At 68.9% G+C, this 17,195-nt stretch carries 21 protein-coding genes; 12 read left to right on the top strand and 9 right to left on the bottom strand.

Going from position 1 to position 17,195, the window contains the following annotated elements; translation table 11 throughout:
- Positions 1-201 precede the first annotated feature (201 nt).
- On the top strand, positions 202-1,281 hold the full coding sequence (locus FK530_RS16330) for a PLP-dependent cysteine synthase family protein (protein WP_051158972.1): 1,080 nt from the start codon (positions 202-204) through the stop codon (positions 1,279-1,281).
- Between the two features lie 8 nt (positions 1,282-1,289).
- Complete coding sequence (locus FK530_RS16325) at positions 1,290-2,582, top strand: MFS transporter (protein ID WP_193560354.1); 1,293 nt, start codon at positions 1,290-1,292, stop codon at positions 2,580-2,582.
- 90 nt (positions 2,583-2,672) lie between these two features.
- Here the strand turns inward: FK530_RS16325 and FK530_RS16320 are convergent, their stop codons facing one another.
- From FK530_RS16320 to FK530_RS16310, 3 genes are all read right to left on the bottom strand, one after another.
- Entirely contained in the window at positions 2,673-4,940 is a 2,268-nt protein-coding gene (locus tag FK530_RS16320; RefSeq protein WP_410468445.1) for a heavy metal translocating P-type ATPase, read from the bottom strand.
- A gap of 69 nt (positions 4,941-5,009) precedes the next feature.
- A complete protein-coding gene (locus FK530_RS16315) occupies positions 5,010-5,192 on the bottom strand; it encodes a hypothetical protein (RefSeq protein ID WP_139057781.1) in 183 nt (60 codons plus the stop codon).
- A gap of 5 nt (positions 5,193-5,197) precedes the next feature.
- On the bottom strand, positions 5,198-5,410 hold the full coding sequence (locus tag FK530_RS16310) for a heavy-metal-associated domain-containing protein (RefSeq protein WP_019201623.1): 213 nt from the start codon (positions 5,408-5,410) through the stop codon (positions 5,198-5,200).
- Between the two features lie 245 nt (positions 5,411-5,655).
- On the opposite strand from FK530_RS16310, the gene FK530_RS16305 reads away from it, so the two are divergent.
- The 5 genes from FK530_RS16305 (at position 5,656) to FK530_RS16285 (ending at position 9,181) form a co-directional block, all read left to right on the top strand.
- A complete protein-coding gene (locus tag FK530_RS16305) occupies positions 5,656-5,931 on the top strand; it encodes a YHS domain-containing protein (protein WP_019201622.1) in 276 nt (91 codons plus the stop codon).
- Positions 5,928-6,263: a metal-sensitive transcriptional regulator gene (locus tag FK530_RS16300; RefSeq protein ID WP_019201621.1), complete on the top strand. Its 336-nt coding sequence runs from the start codon at positions 5,928-5,930 to the stop codon at positions 6,261-6,263. Before FK530_RS16305 ends, FK530_RS16300 begins: the two co-directional genes overlap by 4 nt.
- A gap of 52 nt (positions 6,264-6,315) precedes the next feature.
- Positions 6,316-7,134 carry a DUF8832 domain-containing protein gene (locus FK530_RS16295; protein WP_040765953.1) on the top strand — a complete coding sequence of 273 codons (819 nt, stop codon included), beginning with the start codon at positions 6,316-6,318 and terminating at the stop codon, positions 7,132-7,134.
- A 97-nt stretch (positions 7,135-7,231) separates the two neighbouring features.
- On the top strand, positions 7,232-8,557 hold the full coding sequence (locus FK530_RS16290; protein WP_019201619.1) for an MFS transporter: 1,326 nt from the start codon (positions 7,232-7,234) through the stop codon (positions 8,555-8,557).
- A 342-nt stretch (positions 8,558-8,899) separates the two neighbouring features.
- On the top strand, positions 8,900-9,181 hold the full coding sequence (locus tag FK530_RS16285; RefSeq protein WP_019201618.1) for a hypothetical protein: 282 nt from the start codon (positions 8,900-8,902) through the stop codon (positions 9,179-9,181).
- Between the two features lie 19 nt (positions 9,182-9,200).
- Here FK530_RS16285 and FK530_RS16280 read toward each other — a convergent pair whose 3' ends face one another.
- Positions 9,201-9,611 (bottom strand): hypothetical protein, encoded by a 411-nt coding sequence (locus tag FK530_RS16280; RefSeq protein ID WP_019201617.1) that lies wholly within the window; start codon positions 9,609-9,611, stop codon positions 9,201-9,203.
- A gap of 87 nt (positions 9,612-9,698) precedes the next feature.
- Here FK530_RS16280 and FK530_RS16275 point away from each other — a divergent pair, with 87 nt between their 5' ends.
- The gene (locus FK530_RS16275; protein ID WP_126195757.1) at positions 9,699-9,989 is read left to right on the top strand and encodes a hypothetical protein; all 291 of its coding nucleotides are present in this window, start codon (positions 9,699-9,701) and stop codon (positions 9,987-9,989) included.
- An 84-nt stretch (positions 9,990-10,073) separates the two neighbouring features.
- On the opposite strand, the gene FK530_RS16270 is transcribed toward FK530_RS16275, so the two are convergent.
- From FK530_RS16270 to FK530_RS16255, 4 genes are all read right to left on the bottom strand, one after another.
- Positions 10,074-10,460 carry a hypothetical protein gene (locus FK530_RS16270; protein ID WP_126195756.1) on the bottom strand — a complete coding sequence of 129 codons (387 nt, stop codon included), beginning with the start codon at positions 10,458-10,460 and terminating at the stop codon, positions 10,074-10,076.
- A gap of 157 nt (positions 10,461-10,617) precedes the next feature.
- Positions 10,618-11,235: a cadmium resistance transporter gene (locus FK530_RS16265; protein ID WP_068526155.1), complete on the bottom strand. Its 618-nt coding sequence runs from the start codon at positions 11,233-11,235 to the stop codon at positions 10,618-10,620.
- Positions 11,232-12,014, bottom strand: coding sequence for an adenylate/guanylate cyclase domain-containing protein (locus FK530_RS16260; protein WP_068537260.1), 783 nt, complete (start codon positions 12,012-12,014; stop codon positions 11,232-11,234). The genes FK530_RS16265 and FK530_RS16260 overlap by 4 nt, the downstream gene beginning before the upstream one ends.
- Positions 12,011-12,610, bottom strand: a complete 600-nt coding sequence (locus FK530_RS16255; RefSeq protein ID WP_040765948.1) for a class I SAM-dependent methyltransferase — start codon at positions 12,608-12,610, stop codon at positions 12,011-12,013. Before FK530_RS16255 ends, FK530_RS16260 begins: the two co-directional genes overlap by 4 nt.
- 95 nt (positions 12,611-12,705) lie before the next feature.
- Here FK530_RS16255 and FK530_RS16250 point away from each other — a divergent pair, with 95 nt between their 5' ends.
- The 4 genes from FK530_RS16250 (at position 12,706) to FK530_RS16235 (ending at position 16,754) form a co-directional block, all read left to right on the top strand.
- Positions 12,706-13,125 carry an ArsR/SmtB family transcription factor gene (locus FK530_RS16250; RefSeq protein WP_051158840.1) on the top strand — a complete coding sequence of 140 codons (420 nt, stop codon included), beginning with the start codon at positions 12,706-12,708 and terminating at the stop codon, positions 13,123-13,125.
- The gene (locus FK530_RS16245; RefSeq protein WP_019201610.1) at positions 13,122-15,137 is read left to right on the top strand and encodes a heavy metal translocating P-type ATPase; all 2,016 of its coding nucleotides are present in this window, start codon (positions 13,122-13,124) and stop codon (positions 15,135-15,137) included. Before FK530_RS16250 ends, FK530_RS16245 begins: the two co-directional genes overlap by 4 nt.
- A 393-nt stretch (positions 15,138-15,530) precedes the next feature.
- Positions 15,531-16,232, top strand: coding sequence for a hypothetical protein (locus tag FK530_RS16240; RefSeq protein ID WP_019201609.1), 702 nt, complete (start codon positions 15,531-15,533; stop codon positions 16,230-16,232).
- A gap of 129 nt (positions 16,233-16,361) precedes the next feature.
- Positions 16,362-16,754 carry a hypothetical protein gene (locus FK530_RS16235; protein ID WP_068537262.1) on the top strand — a complete coding sequence of 131 codons (393 nt, stop codon included), beginning with the start codon at positions 16,362-16,364 and terminating at the stop codon, positions 16,752-16,754.
- A gap of 22 nt (positions 16,755-16,776) precedes the next feature.
- Here the strand turns inward: FK530_RS16235 and FK530_RS16230 are convergent, their stop codons facing one another.
- Positions 16,777-17,190 carry a GNAT family N-acetyltransferase gene (locus FK530_RS16230; RefSeq protein ID WP_225536086.1) on the bottom strand — a complete coding sequence of 138 codons (414 nt, stop codon included), beginning with the start codon at positions 17,188-17,190 and terminating at the stop codon, positions 16,777-16,779.
- Positions 17,191-17,195 lie beyond the last annotated feature (5 nt).

The raw sequence follows: 17,195 nt of genomic DNA, 5'->3' as shown, positions 1-17,195 counted from the left end.
GCACGTCTTCACCCGGCGGGCCACGGGCACGCCATCTGCCGACTCACGCTGACCGTCCTGGTCCTGCAAGACCGTCGCGCCGGGTGGCGTGCCACACACCTGTGCCGCCCTTTTCCGCTTCCGAAAGGACCCCAGCACGTGAGCACCGAAGTGACCACGGTTCCTGATTCTCGCCCCCCACTGTCATTGCTGCACCCGCCGTTGCCCGCCCGGTCGCTCCTCGACATCGGACCTGTCTCGGAGCGCCCGGCGGCCCTGGTCGGCAACACTCCGGTGATGCGGATCGCCGAACCGTTCGCGCCGGCCGGGCACGGGTTCTGGGCCAAACTCGAGGGGTTCAATCCCGGCGGCATGAAGGACCGCCCTGCCCTGCACATGATCGAACGGGCCAAGGCACGGGGGGATCTCACGACGGGCGCACGGATCGTGGAGTCGACCAGCGGCACGCTCGGGCTCGGCCTGGCGCTCGCGGGCATCGTGCACGATCATCCGGTGACGCTGGTGACCGACCCGGGGCTGGAGCCGATCCTGACGCAGATGCTCGCCGCCTACGGCGCCGAGGTCGACCTGGTGACGGAACCTCATCCGGCGGGCGGATGGCAGCAAGCCCGACGCGACCGGGTCTGTGAGCACCTGGCTGCGGACCCGACCGCGTGGTGCCCGGACCAGTACACCAACCCGGACAACGTCAGCGCCTATCAGCCGCTGGCCCTCGAGCTGCTGACCCAGCTCGGGCACATCGATGTGCTCGTCTGCTCGGTCGGCACCGGCGGACACTCGGCCGGGGTCAGCCGCACCCTGCGGCAGTTCCTGCCGGACCTGCAACTCGTCGGAGTCGACACCATCGGATCGACGATCTTCGGCCAGCCCGCGCACAAGCGACTCATGCGTGGCCTTGGCTCGAGCATCTATCCGGAGAACGTCGACTACTCGGCGTTCTCGGAAGTGCACTGGGTCGCGCCCGAGGAGTCGGTGTGGGCGTGCCGGACCTTGGCATCGACGCACTACGCGACCGGCGGCTGGAGCGTCGGTGCGGTAGCCCAGGTCGCCGGGTGGATCGCCGGCACCCGCTCGCCGGACACGGTCGTTGCTGCGATCTTCCCCGACGGCCCCCAGCGCTACTACGGAACCGTCTACAGCGACGCCTACTGCCACGCCAACAACATCGACCCGACGCTCGCACCACCGTTGGCGCCGATCACCATCGCCGACCCAGCCAGGACCGTGGTCACCCGCTGGTCCCGCACCACCAACGTCCGCAACCCGCTGACCGTCGTATGAGGGGGCCCATCGCCACGTTCCGGACCTTCGACCGGCCCAGCCAGGTGTTGATGGTCAACCAATTCACCATCAACCTGGGCTTCTACATGCTCATGCCCTACCTAGCCGGATACCTCGCTGGCCCCGTCGGGCTCGCCGGCTGGGCGATCGGGTTGGTGCTGGGAATTCGGAACTTCTCCCAGCAAGGGATGTTCCTCATCGGCGGCACCCTCGCCGACCGACTCGGCTTCAAGCCGCTCATCGTCGCCGGGTGCCTACTGCGGACCATCGGGTTCGTACTGCTGGCGACGGTCGAATCGCTGCCTGCACTGCTAATCGCATCCGTAGCTACCGGATTCGCCGGGGCACTGTTCAACCCCGCGGTGCGCGCGTACCTGGCCGCTGACGCCGGAGACCGGCGCATCGAAGCCTTCGCGATCTTCAACATCTTCTACCAGGGCGGCATCCTGATCGGCCCGCTGGTCGGGGTAGCGTTGATGGCCTTCGACTTCCAGGTGACATCGGCGGTCGCCGCTGGGGTCTTCGGCGTGCTGACCGTCGCGCAGATCCTGGCTCTGCCACGCGATCGGCGCGACCGCAGAGCCACAGCCGAGCCGCGGCCGTCGGTGCTTGCCGACTGGCGGACCGTGGCCAGCAACCGGCGGTTCGTGCTGTTCTCGTGCGCGATGATCGGCTCCTACGTGCTCTCTTTCCAGGTCTATCTAGCGCTGCCACTGCACGCGACGTCGATCACCAGCAGCGAGCAAGCGTCGACCTACCTTGTGGCGGCCGTATTCGTGGTAACCGGTGTGATCGCCGTGGCCGGGCAGCTGCGGATCACCGCTTGGTTCCGGAGCCGGTTCGGGCCCACCCGCAGCCTCAGCCTCGGGATGGCGCTCATGACGGTGGCGTTCGTGCCGCTACTAGCAGTGCCGACCGCAACGCTGACCGGGCAGGTCGCCGCCATCGCGGCGCTGTTGCTGGCGGCAGCGGGCCTGGCGATAGCCACGGCGACCGTCTTCCCATTCGAGATGGACACGGTCGTCAGCCTCTCCGGCAATCGACTCGTCGCTACCCACTACGGGCTCTACAACACGGTGGTCGGCGTGGGGATCCTGGCCGGCAACCTCGGCACCGGGGCGCTCATGTCATTGGGGGACCGGCTCGGGTTCCCGGCGCTGATCTGGCTGGTGCTCATCATCGTCGGTTCCGGCGCGGCACTCGCGTTGCGGGCGCTCCATCGAGCCGGCGCACTGAGTGTGCCCGATCCCGCGGCCCGCGAAGCGGACGTGGCCGCTGCGGCGGGAATGCATCGTCGGTGACCTGCTGTCAGGAGTCTGTGCTGCGGTGTTCCGATACGCAGGGCCCCGGTCCCTCCGCGGTGGAGGGCCGGGGCCGGGGCCGGGGCGACGTTAGTTGGCGACGCTGGTGAAGCCACGCAGCCGCAGGCTGTTGCCGACGACGAAGACGCTGGAGAAGGCCATCGCGGCCCCGGCCAGCATCGGGTTGAGCATGCCCGCCGCAGCGACCGGTATCGCAGCGGTGTTGTAGGCGAATGCCCAGAACAGGTTCGTCTTGATCGTGCTCAGCGTTTTGCGAGAGAGCCTGATCGCGTCAACGGCGCTGCGCAGGTCGCCGCGCACCAGCGTGATGTCAGAGGCTTCGATCGCGACGTCGGTGCCGGTTCCCATTGCCAGGCCCAGGTCGGCCTGGGCCAGCGCAGGTGCGTCGTTGACGCCGTCGCCGACCATGGCGACGACCTTGCCCTGATCCTGCAGGCGCTTGACCACCGACACCTTGTCCTGCGGCATCACCTCGGAGATGACCTCGTCGATGCCGACTTCAGCCGCGATTCGTTGTGCGACGGCGGCGTTGTCACCGGTGAGCAGCACCGGCTTCAGGCCCAGGGCCCGCAGTTCGCTGATGGCCTGGGCGCTGGTCGGCTTGACCGCGTCGGCGACAACGAGGATGCCCTTCGCCTGACCGTCCCAGCCAACCGCCACGACGGTCTTACCGTCCGATTCGGCGTCCCGTTTCGCGGCCGCCGTCCGAGGGGACAGTTCGAGTGCCCAGTCAGCCAGGAAACTCTCGCGGCCCACGATCACGGCATGCCCGTCGACCACGCCCTGCACCCCTTGTCCTTCGACGTTGGCGAAACCTTCCGGTGTGGGCAGTTCTCCGCCACTGTCGCGAGCCGCGGCGGCAATGGCCTGGGCGATCGGATGCTCGGAGGCGTTCTCCAATGCACCGGCTAGCCGTAGCAGTTCGTCAGAGTCGGTGCCGTCCTCTGCAATCACCTCGGCCAGCGTCATCTTGCCGGTCGTGACCGTTCCGGTCTTGTCGAGCACGATGGTGTCGACTTTGCGGGTGGACTCGAGCACTTCCGGGCCCTTGATCAGTACACCCATCTGGGCTCCACGACCCGTTCCCACGAGAAGCGCTGTCGGCGTGGCCAGTCCAAGTGCACACGGGCAGGCGATCACGAGCACGGCGACCGCGGCAGTGAACGCGGCCGCGACGGGGAAGCCAGCACCGAGCCACGCGCCGAGGGTGGCGAACGCGATCGCGATGACGATCGGCACGAACACACCCGAGATCCGGTCCGCGAGCCGTTGCACCTCGGCCTTCCCCGTCTGCGCGTCCTCGACGAGCTTGGCCATCTGCGCGAGCTGCGTATCCGCTCCGACCCGGGTGGCGCGCACCTCAAGCCGTCCTCCGGAATTGACCGTCGCTCCGGTCACCGTGTCCCCAACGGAGACCTCGACCGGGACGGACTCGCCGGTCAGCATCGACGCATCGATGGCCGAGGATCCGGACGTGACCACCCCGTCGGTGGCGACCTTCTCCCCCGGTCGGACCACGAAGGTGTCGCCGACGGCCAGCTCGGCGACCGGGATCCGAACCTCCGCGCCGTCACGCAGCACTGCCACGTCCTTGACGCCGAGCTCGAGGAGCGCGCGCAATGCTGCTCCGGCCTGCCGCTTGGACCTCTTCTCGAAGTAGCGGCCGGCGAGCACGAACACCGTGACCCCTGCGCCGACCTCGAGGTAGATGTTGCCTGCTCCGTCCGACGGAGCGATCGAGAACTCGAACCCGTGTGTCATCCCGGGCGTGCCGGCGGTGCCGAGGAACAACGCGTACAGCGACCACAGGAACGCTGTTAGGGTGCCCATCGAGATGAGGGTGTCCATGGTGGCGGTTCCGTGTTTGAGGTTCATCCACGCCGCCCGATGGAACGGATAGGCACCCCAGACGATCACTGGCGCAGCGAGCGTGAGCGATGCCCACTGCCAATAGGTGAACTGTAGGGCCGGTGCCATCGCCATCGCCATCGCGACTACCGGCACCGCCAGCACAGCCGAGCCGATCAGCCGCTGCCTCAGGGACGTCAGCTCCGGGTCCATGTCCTCGCCGGCAACCCCAGCACCAGGTCCTCCAGCCCCCGGCGTCGAGGACCGCGGGAGAGTCGCCGAGTAGCCGGTCTTTGCCACCTCGTCGATCAGCGCCTGCGCATCGAAACCCTCGGGGACGTGCACCTTCGCCTTCTCCGTGGCGTAGTTCACCGTGGCCTCGACCCCATCGAGCCCGTTGAGTTTGCGCTCGATCCGGTTCGCGCACGAGGCGCACGTCATCCCGCCGATGTCCAGCTCGACACTACGGCCGCCCGACGGCGCTGACACACTCATCATTTTCCTCGATCCGTACTTGCGGTCTATCGCCAGGCCTGTGGCCCGCGCTGCTTCATTGCGTCACTGCTGGTGGCCGCCACCGTGCGGGGCGCCCGGTTCACTCGCCGGCACGGCGGGCGATCCACCGGGGGCACGGTGCTCCCACCGCGCGACCGCCGAGTCGGGTACTGCCACCCCACCGATCACATACGCGCTGGCGAAGACACCGGTCACCGCAACCACGTAGACGATCAGCCTGCGCATGGCACTCATGGATTGCGCACTGCCGAGTAGCCAGCCTCTTCCACCGCGGCGAGAACCCGCTCGTCGGTCACCTGCTGCGCTCCCGTGACACGCAGCCGACCCGTCTGCGCGCTGACCTCGATGGACTCGACACCGGGGATAAGGCTGACCTCCTCACGGATGGACATTTCGCAGTGGCCGCAGGTCATGCCTGTCACCTGGTATTCGCTGGTCGTCATCGCCTTCTCCTACCCAGTTCAGATACCCCCTGTGGGTATCTCCAAATCATGCTTAACATACCCCAGGCGGGTATGTCTAGGCCCTCCTGTCGCGGCGAGTGCGCCGGAGCGGTGGTCGCGCGGCCGATCCCGAGCAACCCTTGCGGTCAATACCCCGCCGGGGTATATATTCGGGGTACCCGGCTGGGGTACCCGTTCAGGTGAATGTGAGACGGTCGGGGGGCCTGAGATGAAGGAGTTCGACGATGACCGACAATGCACACCGACAGTCTTGCTGTGGGCACACCGGCCCCGGCGAGCAGTCGCTCGAGCTGACCCGCAGCGCCCGGCAGGCGGGCACAGGCGGTACCGACACGGCGGAGTGCCCCGTCATGACCGGCACGGTGGTGGACAAGTCTGCCGCTGTCAGCAAGGGCCTCTACCGCGACTTCGAGGGCACGCGGTACTACCTGTGCTGCGCCGGGTGCGGGCCTCGGTTCGACGCCGACCCACACAAGTACGTTACGGCGGCCTCGGCGTGAGCACCGATATCCCCGCGGTTGCGGTCGAGCGGGCCGAGTGCTGTGCGGCGCAGCACGGGTATTTGACCGATAAGTCGCGCTATCTGATGCGGGCGAAGCGGATCGAGGGACAGGTGCGTGGCATTGAGCGGATGATCGATGAGGACCAGTATTGCATCGACATCCTGACCCAGATCAGTGCCGCGACGAGCGCCCTGCAAGGGCTCGCCTTGGCGTTGCTGGATGACCACATGCGGCACTGCGTCGTCCAGGCCGCCCGCTCAGACCAGCAGGAACTCGACACCAAGCTGAACGAAGCGACTGCCGCGATCACCCGTCTCGTCCGATCATGAGTCCACCCGGGGTGTCGTCCCGGTGGCTGTCGTTTCCGCGAAGGAGCACGTTATGGAGCACGGTTCGCATACCGATCACACAGGACACGCCGGTCACGGCGTTGGGCCCGAAGTGCCACAGGGGCTGCAGGTCGCCGCTCGAGGCTATCGCTTCGAACCGGCGATCCAGATCGTCGACGCCGGGACCGTGGAACTTCGCTTTGTGATCCTCGGGCCCGACGGCGAGCCGCTAGTCACCTTCGAGGAACGTCACGACAAGCAGTTGCACTTGATCGTTGTGAGCCGCGACACCAGCGTCTTTCACCACGTCCATCCGTCGATGGACAGTGCCGGGTCCTGGACTGTGCAGCTGGCGCTCACGCCGGGAGTGTGGCGGGTCTTGGCCGATTTCGTGCCGCAGGGCGCGCCGGACGGGCTCACGCTCGGTGCCGACCTGTTCGTGCCGGGCGGGTTCCATCCTCGGCCCTTGCCTGAGTTGAGAAGGGCCTGGACCGGCGGCGACTACACCGTCACGCTCGAGGGCGATCTCGTTGCCGCCCAAGCCGGGGAGCTGCAGGCCGTCGTCACCTGGAATGGCGTCCCGGTGACCGATCTGCAGCCCTATCTTGCTGCGTACGGCCACCTGGTGGCGTTGCGGGCCGGTGACCTCGCTTACCTGCATATCCATCCCGAGGGGAGCCCGTCGGACCCGCAGACGCCTGCAGGTCCCCGGATCCGGTTCCACGCGGTCGCTCCCTCCGTGGGAACCTACCGGCTGTTCCTGGATTTCCGACATCAGGACACCGTCCGGACCGCGGACTTCACCCTCGTTGCCACCGGAGGCACCACCGGTGCAGTCACTGGCGGTGCGAGCGCGCACCACCATCAGTAGCGCTGATTCAGGCAGTACTAGGTTTTCCGGAGCCCGGGGTGGCGTGCGCTGCGGGCCCTGTTCGATCGACGTCGTCGCCAACTAGTTGGGAGCCATCGTGGGGCCTTTTTCTCATCGCGATTTCCGCCTGTTGTTCAGTGCGCAGATCGTTGCGCTGCTCGGCACCGGGCTAGCGACGGTCGCCCTCGGGCTGCTCGCCTACGACATCGCTGGCTCGTCCGCAGCGGTCGTCCTGGGAACGGCGCTGACGATCAAGATGGTTCTCTATGTCGTTATCGCACCGGTGGCGGCGGCGTACGTCGACCGGCTGCCGCGACGCGCGTTCCTGATTGCGCTGGACCTGTTCCGTGCGGCGATCGTGCTGGCGTTGCCGTTCGTCACTGAGGTCTGGCAGATCTACGTGCTCATCGGATCACTGCAGGCGGCGTCGGCCGCGTTCACGCCTACGTTCCAAGCCGTGATCCCCGACATCATCACCGATGAGCGCGAGTACACCACTGCGTTGTCGGCCTCGCAAGTTGCCTACACGATGGAGAGTCTGGTCAGCCCGGTCGTGGCGGCGCTGGCGTTGCTGGTGATCGAGTTCAATGTGCTCTTCGTCGGTACCGCGATCGGGTTCGTCCTGTCCGCGGTGCTGGTGCTGCAAGCCAAGGTACCCAACGCGAAACCGTCGGGCGCCACGCGGCCAACGGACCGGATCTTCGCCGGTCTGCGGATTTTCACAGGTACCGCCAGCCTGCGAGGAGTCATCGCGGTCAATTTCGCTGTCGCCGCGGCCGGTTCGATCGTGGTGGTGAACACCGTCAACTACGTCCGTGACCGACTGAGCGGGTCCGAGTCCGACGTCGCGTGGATGATGGCGGCGTCCGGCGGTGGGACCCTAGCTGTGGCACTAGCGGTACCACGCTTGCTCGACCGGGTGACCGCCCGCGCCGTGATGCTCACCGGAGCGGGCCTGCTCACCGCCGCGGCTACTGCGGCGGTTGCCATGGCTGCGGTGGACCGGCCGAGCTGGGCGGTGACCGCGGCGATCTGGCTGGCGAGCGGTGCCGGCTCAGCGCTGGCTATCACCCCGACCGGAAAGGTGCTGCGGTCTGCTGTGGCGCCGGCAAACGTTGCTTCCGTGTTCGCGGCGCAGTTCTCGCTCTCGCACCTCGCTTGGCTCATTGCCTACCCGATCGCGGGTTGGGGGGCCACACGATTCGGTCTCGTACCCGCGTGGGGTGTACTCGCGCTGATCGCCGCCGCCGGTGCGATCGCCGCGCCGCTGCTCTGGCGGCGCGGTGCCCTGCCCGCTGGCACGCAGGTACCGGCCCCCGCGGAGGAAGGCGGCGCGGTCCCACCCGATCAGGCATGGCGTCACGCTGCGGCCGCCGACGGGACCCTGACCGAGTGCCAGTGTACATGCACACAAGCCGCGTAACGCCCAGGCGACGAAATTCCAGCACCTGCGCCGTCCCATCGCGGCCGCCTCGTCTATGGCAGGCAACCAATCCTGATCCGTACAAGCTGGCCGCCCCGCTCACCACCGTCCGGTGGGTGGATACTGACGCTATGGCGACAAGCGACGAGGCTGCGCAGTTCGTTTCAGGCAATGCCGGCTGGCCCAGATCCTGTCCGATCCGGAGCGCCGGACGCGCGTAGACGCCATCACCACAGAGATGGCCTTGCTCGACCGTCAATACCGCGCGGCTGTACGGCTCCTCGACGGCGCGCTAGCCGCGAAGACCACCACTGGCGAGTCCCCCAAGGTTCGAACAAGGCAGTGCAGGCCAAAGAGCAGGACGACGCCGCAGGCGGCCGCCACAACCGCGTCATCCGCACCGCGCCCCACGCTCTCGGGCGGGTGGTCCTCCGGTGCCAATACCGGCGCCTATACGCGGAACTGCGGTGGACCGATGCGACGAAGCAGCACGCCGAGTACCTCGGCGAGATGACCTGGCAGAGCCGCGCCGACAACCTCGCCGCCGCCTGGAGCGCAGCACACGCCCGCGGTCTCACCGCGAAGGTCCTCGAGGAAGGGTCCGCCGAAACCGGTACCAGGTAACCGCTCCGGTGCCACGCCCCTACTGCAGCCAGCGGGCGCCGTCCTCGGATGCACGTGCCAGGACGGTGTCCAGGCGGCGGGGATCACGCGGGCCGCGGGTGAGGTAGGTGATCGCCGTCTGGTCATCGAGGTCCGCCGACGGCGCGCACATCCAGCACGCCGCCGTCCACGGCTCGGCGGCGCGCCGCAGGGCCTGCCAGACGGTCAGCAGCCGCTCATCCACCCAGCGACCGTCGGGGAACTGCCACGCAGGGAACACCGGTGTGCCGCCGGCCAGCGGCACCCAGATCACCTGCTCCGCGGCGACCATCCGCGCCAGGTCATCGCCATCTAGACCGAGGTACCCGGTGACACCATCGGCGTCGTAGAAGGGACCGACGAGCTCGTCGAGTATCGCTGCCGCAGCGGCGCCGGCGCTCGTCTCGTCCACGCAAGGTGATGATCCGCGCGGCCGGTGCACTTGTCCACCCGAAATGACCCGCACCCAGAGCTGGCCCAGAAGTGGATACTGACGACCATGACGGAAAGCGGCGACGAAGTGCGGTTCATCTCCGGCGATGAGCGACTGGCGCGGATTCTCGCCGACCCGCAGCGGCGGGCCCGGGTGGACGCCATCACCGCCGAGATGGACCTGATCGATCAGCGGTACCGCACGGCCGCCCAGCTGCTCGACGACGCGGTGCCACGACAGCCGCAGAGGTCGGCGCCCGCGCGACCGCCGCGGTCCTCACCGCACTCCAGCGTCACCTCACCGCCGCGGGCGTCCGCGAGGTCAGCATCACGCTCACATTCGGCGATCACGACGTGACGGTGCCGTGGATCCGGTTCGCCGGACATCGCCTGCCAGACACCGACGACTGATCACCGTGCACCCGGACCCACACCGACCCTTCTAGTCCGGTGCGGACTCGTCGAGGGTGAATCCGCTCGCCTCGGCGTCCGCGGCGCACAGGGTCCGGACCCAGCTCCCGCGGCGCGTGAGGCCACCGTCACCGCCGCACTGCTCGCACATACGCTCGGACCGCCGTTCCGCCGCCCGGATCAACTCGTCGAAACCCGGCCGGGGCCGGTCCGGTTCGAACTCGACGTAGTACCGCAGGCCGCCGAACTTCTCCTTGATCTGAATCAGCTGGTAGCCGGGGTCGATCGCCGCCAGCTCCCGGTCGAGATCGACGATCAACCGGTACCAGCCAGGCCCCACATCCAGGGACCCGTACCACCCCGGAAGGAACCGGGCACGGATCCCCGCCAGATCATCCTCACTCACTTCGTCGGCCATGCAGGCCAGCCTGCCAGGACGCCTGCACCGCGGAGTGACAGGCCCGGCACCACCCCCGACTCCACCGGTTCGGTGCGCAATCACCGCCGGGGAACTACCCACAACCCCGGGGAAGCGATGGATCCGTGCCGACGCACTGCGACCCCGACCACCCTGCCTACAGGCCGAATGCGCCGCCCGAGACGAGGATGATGACCCCGAGGGTGATCAGCACCAGGGGAAACAGCACGCTTTCCCCTCGTTCGAGGATCTCGGCGATGCGGCGGCGGGTGGCGACGTACCGGGCAATGGACACCAGTGCCCCCACCAAGATCACGAAGACCACGCAGTAGGCGGCGATCGCGGTGTGGTTGATGCTGGCGAAGACGGGCACGTACACGCCGATGTTGTCGCCGCCGTTGGCGAAGGTCACGCCCGCCACGCCCAGGACGCCGACCGCGTTGCCCGCCCCCTTCCCCGTCGCGCAGTCACCATCGCCGCTGCCGCTGCCGCGGTATTCGCGCCAGCTCGACCACGCTGCCCGCAGCCCCAGGATCAGGGGGACGAGCCCGAAGTACGGGATCGCCGCGACGGGGAGGAAGGCGCCGGCGCCGAGGGCGATCAGCACTGCGGCAGCGAGGATGCCGGCGAATCCGAGGTACTGCCCGGCGGTGATCTTGGCCGTCAGGTGCCGCTGGCCCGCGCCGCGGGCGAAGAACAGGGAGATCACGATGATGTCGTCGATGTTGGTGGCCACGAACAGGCCCACGGCTTGCAGCACGGTCGAGATCATCACCGGCCACCTGCCCGTGATGTGAGCGCTGACCCGGCGGGTGACGTGACGGAGGTCGTCGCAGCGGCAGTGGTGGTGGCCGGGGCGGTCGCGCGGTCGAATCGGCGGGCGCAGTCGGCTGAGCAGAACCACCATCGGCCGGTGTCGGTGTGCCGGTGTGCGGGGGCGGTCGCCGGGTCGATGCGGGCGCCGCAGATCGGGTCGTGCGGGTGCCGGGTGTCGGTGAAGGTGATGCTGTGCAGTTCGATTGGGGTGCTGATGTTGCGCAGGTTTCGCGGGCCGAGGGCGGTGGTGGGCACACCGGCGCGGGTGGCGGCGGGCAGGAGCGGGTCGGTGAGGACGGCGTGGCCGGCGCCGGCGAGGGCGGTGATGCGGGCGGCGATGTTGACCGCGTGCCCGTACAGGTCGCCGTCGCGTCGGAGGGCGGTGCCGTGGTGGATTCCGGCGCGGAGGGCGAGGAATCCGTCCTCGTCGGCGGCGTGCCCGGCGAGCGCGGTGATCGTGGCCAGCATCGCATCGGTGGTGTCGGCGGTGAGCATCACCGCATCGCCGATGGTCTTGACCAGCCGGGCCTGCGGGTGCAGGGCTCGACGGGCGTGCTCAGCCAACCGGAGCGCAAGCTCGGCGGCTTCGTGGTCGCCGCACATCTCGGTGAGCACGCTGTAGCCGGCGAGGTCGACGAATGCCACGGCGACCTCCACCTGTTCGAGGCCGTCCAGCTCGGGCCGCGCACCGTGGTGATGGCCGCGGCCGAGCCGGTGTTCGGGCCCTGGCGTGGTCATCGGCCTGCGGTGCGGGTCGCGCGGAAGCGGGTCAGTGCCGCGTTCTCCCGGACGGTGACCTCCCGCAGCGGCAGGCCTGCCAGGTGCGGGCGCAGCTGGCCGCGGTCGATGAACCGGTGCGGTGCGCCTTCGAGCCGGTGCAGGATCCGCGCCGGCGCGGTGCCGAGCAGGTCGTAGCCGACCAGGGTTCCGCCGGGGCGCAGCACCCGGACGGCTTCGCGGAGGGCCTGCTCCCAGTCGACGACGTGGTGCAACATGATGAACGAGACGACGGTGTCGAACTCGTCGTCGCCGAAGGGCAACGCGGCGGCGTCGGCCACCCTCGCCTGCGCTCGGTCACCGAAGCGCTGCAACCGATCCTGCGCGGCGGCGACCATCACCGGGTCGAAGTCGGTGACGGTGAGCTGCACCTGATCCGCAGGGGCGCTCGCCGCCAGCAGCTGCGCGGCCATCGCGCCGCCGCCGCCGCCGATCTCCAGCACCCTCCCCGTAGGGCGCACGCCCTGCAAGGCCCACGGCAACACCCACCGCCGTGTCGCTGCCTCCCACGGCGTGCTGCGGCAGAACAGGGACTCGATCGTCGACATCGATGGCATACCCAGCAGCTCCCAACACCGCTCACGGCCACCGATCGGCGGCCTGTTCCTCGCGAGAACTCGATTACACCACAGAATACCGCTATCATCGTCGTATGACGATGAATGAGTGTTCGGTGGCGACGGGCGCGCAGCTCGATCCCGCGGTCGCGTTGTTCCACAGCCTCTCCGACGGGACCCGGCTGGCGATCGCGACGCGGCTTGCCCACGGTGGCGAGGCCCGGGTGGCGGACCTGATGGCCGAGCTGGGCCTGGCGCAGTCGACGGTGTCGGCGCACGTGGCGTGCCTGCGGGACTGCGGTCTGGTGCAGGGCCGCCCGCAGGGGCGGCAGGTGTTCTACAGCCTCGCCCGCCCGGAGCTGATGGACCTGCTCGCGGCGGCGGAGACGCTGCTCGCGGCGACCGGCAACGCGGTCGCGTTATGCCCGAACTACGGCACCGACAGCGCCACCTGCTGCAGCCCGGACGCTGTGACGACCGAGGAGGCTTCGGCGGCGAAGGTGGTGCGGCGATGAGTGACGCGTGCGGCTGCGGGCACGACGAGCCCGCCGGCGAGGACGAGCAGGCTCCCGGGCAGTGGTGGCAGGTGCGGGAATTGCAGGCCGCCGCGGCCGCGGCGGTGTTCCTACTCGCCGCATACATCGTCGGGTGGGCCGGCGGCCCGCAGCGCCTGTCACTGGTGCTGGAGTGGATCGCGCTGCTGATCGGGGCGTGGACTTTCGTGCCGTCCACGCTGCGGCGCCTGGCCCAGGGCAAGATCGGCGTCGGGATACTGATGACGATCGCCGCCGTCGGCGCGGTGATCCTCGGCGAGGTCGGCGAGGCGGCGATGCTCGCCGTGCTGTTCGCCATCAGCGAGGGCCTCGAGGAGTACGCCGTCTCACGGACCCGCCGCGGCCTGCGGGCGCTGCTCAACCTCGTCCCCGACACCGCGACCGTCCTGCGCGACGGCACCCCGGCCACCATCTCCCCGGCCGAGCTGGCGGTCGGAGACCGGATGCTGGTCAAGCCCGGCGAGCGGATCGCCACCGACGGCGTGATCCGCGACGGCCGCACCGCCCTGGACGTCTCGGCGATCACCGGCGAATCCGTGCCCGTCGAGGCCGGACCCGGCGACGAGGTGTTCGCCGGGACGATCAACGGCACCGGCGCCCTCACGGTCGAAGTCACCACCACCGCGGAGAACAACTCGCTGGCCAAGATCGTGCAGATCGTCGAGGCCGAACAGTCCCGCAAGGGCGACGCACAACGCCTCGCCGACACCATCGCCAAGCCCCTGGTCCCGGCGATCATGATCTTCGCCGCCGCGATCGCGATCCTCGGGTCCCTGCTCGGTGACCCCGCAACGTGGATCGAACGGGCCCTGGTCGTGCTGGTCGCCGCCTCCCCCTGCGCACTGGCGATCTCCGTCCCCGTCACCGTCGTCGCCGCGATCGGCGCCGCCAGCAAGATCGGCGTCCTGGTCAAGGGCGGCGCCGCCCTCGAGGCCCTCGGCCGGGTGCGGACGGTCGCCCTCGACAAGACCGGCACCCTGACCGCGAACCGCCCCGCCGTCGTCGACATCGCCACCATCACCGACCCGGCCACCGACCCGGCCGGCCCCTCCGTCGAGGCGAGCGACCTCGGCTCGGGCGTCCGGTCGCCGGAACAGGACCGGGTGCTCGCCGTCGCCGCGGCGCTCGAAGCCCACAGTGAACATCCCCTCGCCCGGGCGATCCTCACCGCCAATGGCGACCGCATACCGGCGGCGGTCGATGTGCAGGCCGTCCCCGGGGCCGGGCTGACCGGGCTCGTCGACGGGCGGCCCGCCCGGCTCGGCCGGCCCGGCTGGATCGACCCGGGCCCACTTGCAGCGCGGGTCGCGGCCATGCAAGCCGGCGGCGCCACCGCGGTCCTCGTCGAAGACGACGGGCAGGTCATCGGGGCGGTCGCCGTCCGCGACGAGCTGCGTCCTGAAGCCCGCGAGGTCATCGATCACCTGCACCGCGGCGGCGCCACCGTCGCGATGCTCACCGGCGACAACACCGCCACCGCCACCGCCCTGGCGAAGATCGCCGGGATCGACGACGTACACGCCGACCTGCGGCCCGAGGACAAGGCCCGGATCATCGGCGAGCTCCGCAAAGACCGGTTCACCGCGATGGTCGGCGACGGCGTCAACGACGCCCCCGCCCTCGCCACCGCGGACCTCGGCATCGCCATGGGCGCCATGGGCTCGGACGTCGCGATCGAAACTGCCGACATCGCGCTCATGGGTGAGGACCTACGGACCCTGCCGCAGGCCCTCGATCACGCCCGCCGGGCCCGGAACATCATGCTGCAGAACGTGGCCCTGTCCCTCGGGCTGATCGCGATCCTCATCCCGCTCGCACTGTTCGGCGTCCTCGGCCTCGCCGCCGTCGTCGCCGTCCACGAACTCGCCGAGATCGTCGTCATCGCCAACGGCGTCCGCGCCGGCCGCGTCACCGCGCTCCCGCCGGCTCCCCCAGCAACGAGCCGGCGGCCGACGATTCAGCAAGCGGTGTAGCGCCACGCCACGGGCCTCCGCGCGGGTACTGGGGCGGGATCAGTGCGGTCTGCGGGCGGTGCGGCTTGCGTTCGCGGACTCAGGTCCGGGCGGGTGAGCTGCTCGGTGTCCTTCGGGATTTCAGGGGACACCGAGGAAGGACAGTCGCTTGTGCTCGGTGCTCTGCTCGCCGTCACCGAAACATGCGCGGCTCGGTCCGTTCGTTTGGGTTCGAGGGATGTCCCTGGTATTTCGCGCGCGCATTTCGCACACCGCTCCTACCAAGCGGCGGGCCACCGTCGAGCAACCTCCGAATTGGTTACTGGCACGCTTGTACCAATGTCCCGGAGATCAGATCGCAACCGCACCCCTCGCCCGAAGCCCGCGCCCGCACCGCTGGATCACACACCGCTGATGACGGCATTGCGGCAGGTGGAGATCGCCGTCGCCGGGTTCAACCGCGAGGCCGCGCGGATCGAGAGCGAGTACGGCATCGCCATCTGTCCCGAGCGGGTCGTCAACACTCCCGAGACCACTGGCCTGGCACACTACATCGAGGTCGCGATCGGCATCGTCGCACGTAAGCTTCCCGTGGCGGTGTATGGGTCGGACGGCCGGCGCTGGACCGGCGCCCGGTCTCCGCGGCAGGTGTTCGCGCTGTACGAGGCGGCCGGCGACAACACCGCTGACTACCTGACGCAGATGGCTCTCAACGTCGAGCGGATCAAGGCCAAGAAGGACGACCTCGACCGCAGCCTCAAGAGGAAGTGCCTGCGGCCGAAGACGAACGGGAAACCGTGTCAGATGCGGCCGCTGTATCAGGCCGGAGTGGGCCACCAGGACGGGTTCGGTTGCTGGCGCCATGCCACCGACGACGAGAAGCTCGAGCTGGAGAAGTCGCGTATCGCCATCGAGACCAAGACCGGTTGTCCGGGGTGCAAGGCCGGGCCTGGCGAGGCGTGCTTGATCCCCACCGAGGACGGCCTCACTCCCGCCCAGGCCGGCCTGACGATGGTCGACGGCGAGTGGCCCCGTGTGCGGGTTCTCGGTGGAGCCGAGATCCACGTCCCGCGGATCGAACTGATCCATCCTCGCGTCCTCGAGCCCGCCGAGTAGATCCGCCAAGGACGGCACGCGAACCCCAGGCCCAAAATCATGGGCGCACCCGGCAGCGGCACCCCAAATCAACTCCGCCTAGCGTTCGGGACAGTGAGCCTGACCCTATACCCCTATACGAGGAGTCCCATGACGGATGAACCGGATGTCCAGCAGCCGCCCGACGGCAACGATCCACCGTCGGAGACGGTGGATGAGCTCACGGACGGTATGCGCGGCCGGTGGGTGGTGGCCTCGCAGGGATCAACGCACCTGTGGGACCTGGATGCGTTGACGTACACGCGTCGTCCCGGCCCCGCCAGCCCGTCTGGGGCGTTCGACTACGACGGCATCGCGCACCGGATCACAAGGGTCACCCGCTGGCCGCGTGTCGGTGACCAGTCACTGGTCTGGTTCGACGATCCCGCGAGCCCCTTCGACACCGAGCAGTTCCGCCGCTCGTCGGCGATCGTGTCGATCACCCGCGCCCCAGAGCTGGCGGATGAAGAACCAGACGGTTCTGAAGTCGGTGACGCCGGCTGAGTCCGGTAGGTGTAGGCGGCAGTCAGCTGCGTCGTTCGATGAGGACGACGTCGCGCCAGCGGCCGTCGCGTTGGCCGATGCGTTCGCGGGTGCCGACGGTGCGGAATCCGGCGCGCCGGTGCAGGGCGAGGCTGGCGTGGTTCTCGGGGAAGATCCCGGTCTGGATGGTCCACACCCCGGCAGCGTCGGCGGACTGGATGAGGGCCTGCAACAGCGCGGCTCCGATGCCCTGCCCGGCGTGGCCGGAGTCGACGTAGACGCTGTGCTCGATGACGCCGGCGTAGACGCAGCGCCCCGAGACGGGCGCCGCTGCAACCCACCCGGCGACCTGCCCACCTGGGGCGAGGGCGACGACGCGGTGCTCAGGTAGGTGTCGTTGGTCGAAGTCCGTCCAGCCGGGTGCGGCGGTTTCGAAGGTGGCGTTGCCGGTGTCCATGCCGG

This window comes from Tsukamurella conjunctivitidis (assembly GCF_007858475.1).
GTDB lineage: Bacteria > Actinomycetota > Actinomycetes > Mycobacteriales > Mycobacteriaceae > Tsukamurella > Tsukamurella conjunctivitidis.
This window is presented reverse-complemented; position numbering and strand designations above follow the sequence as displayed.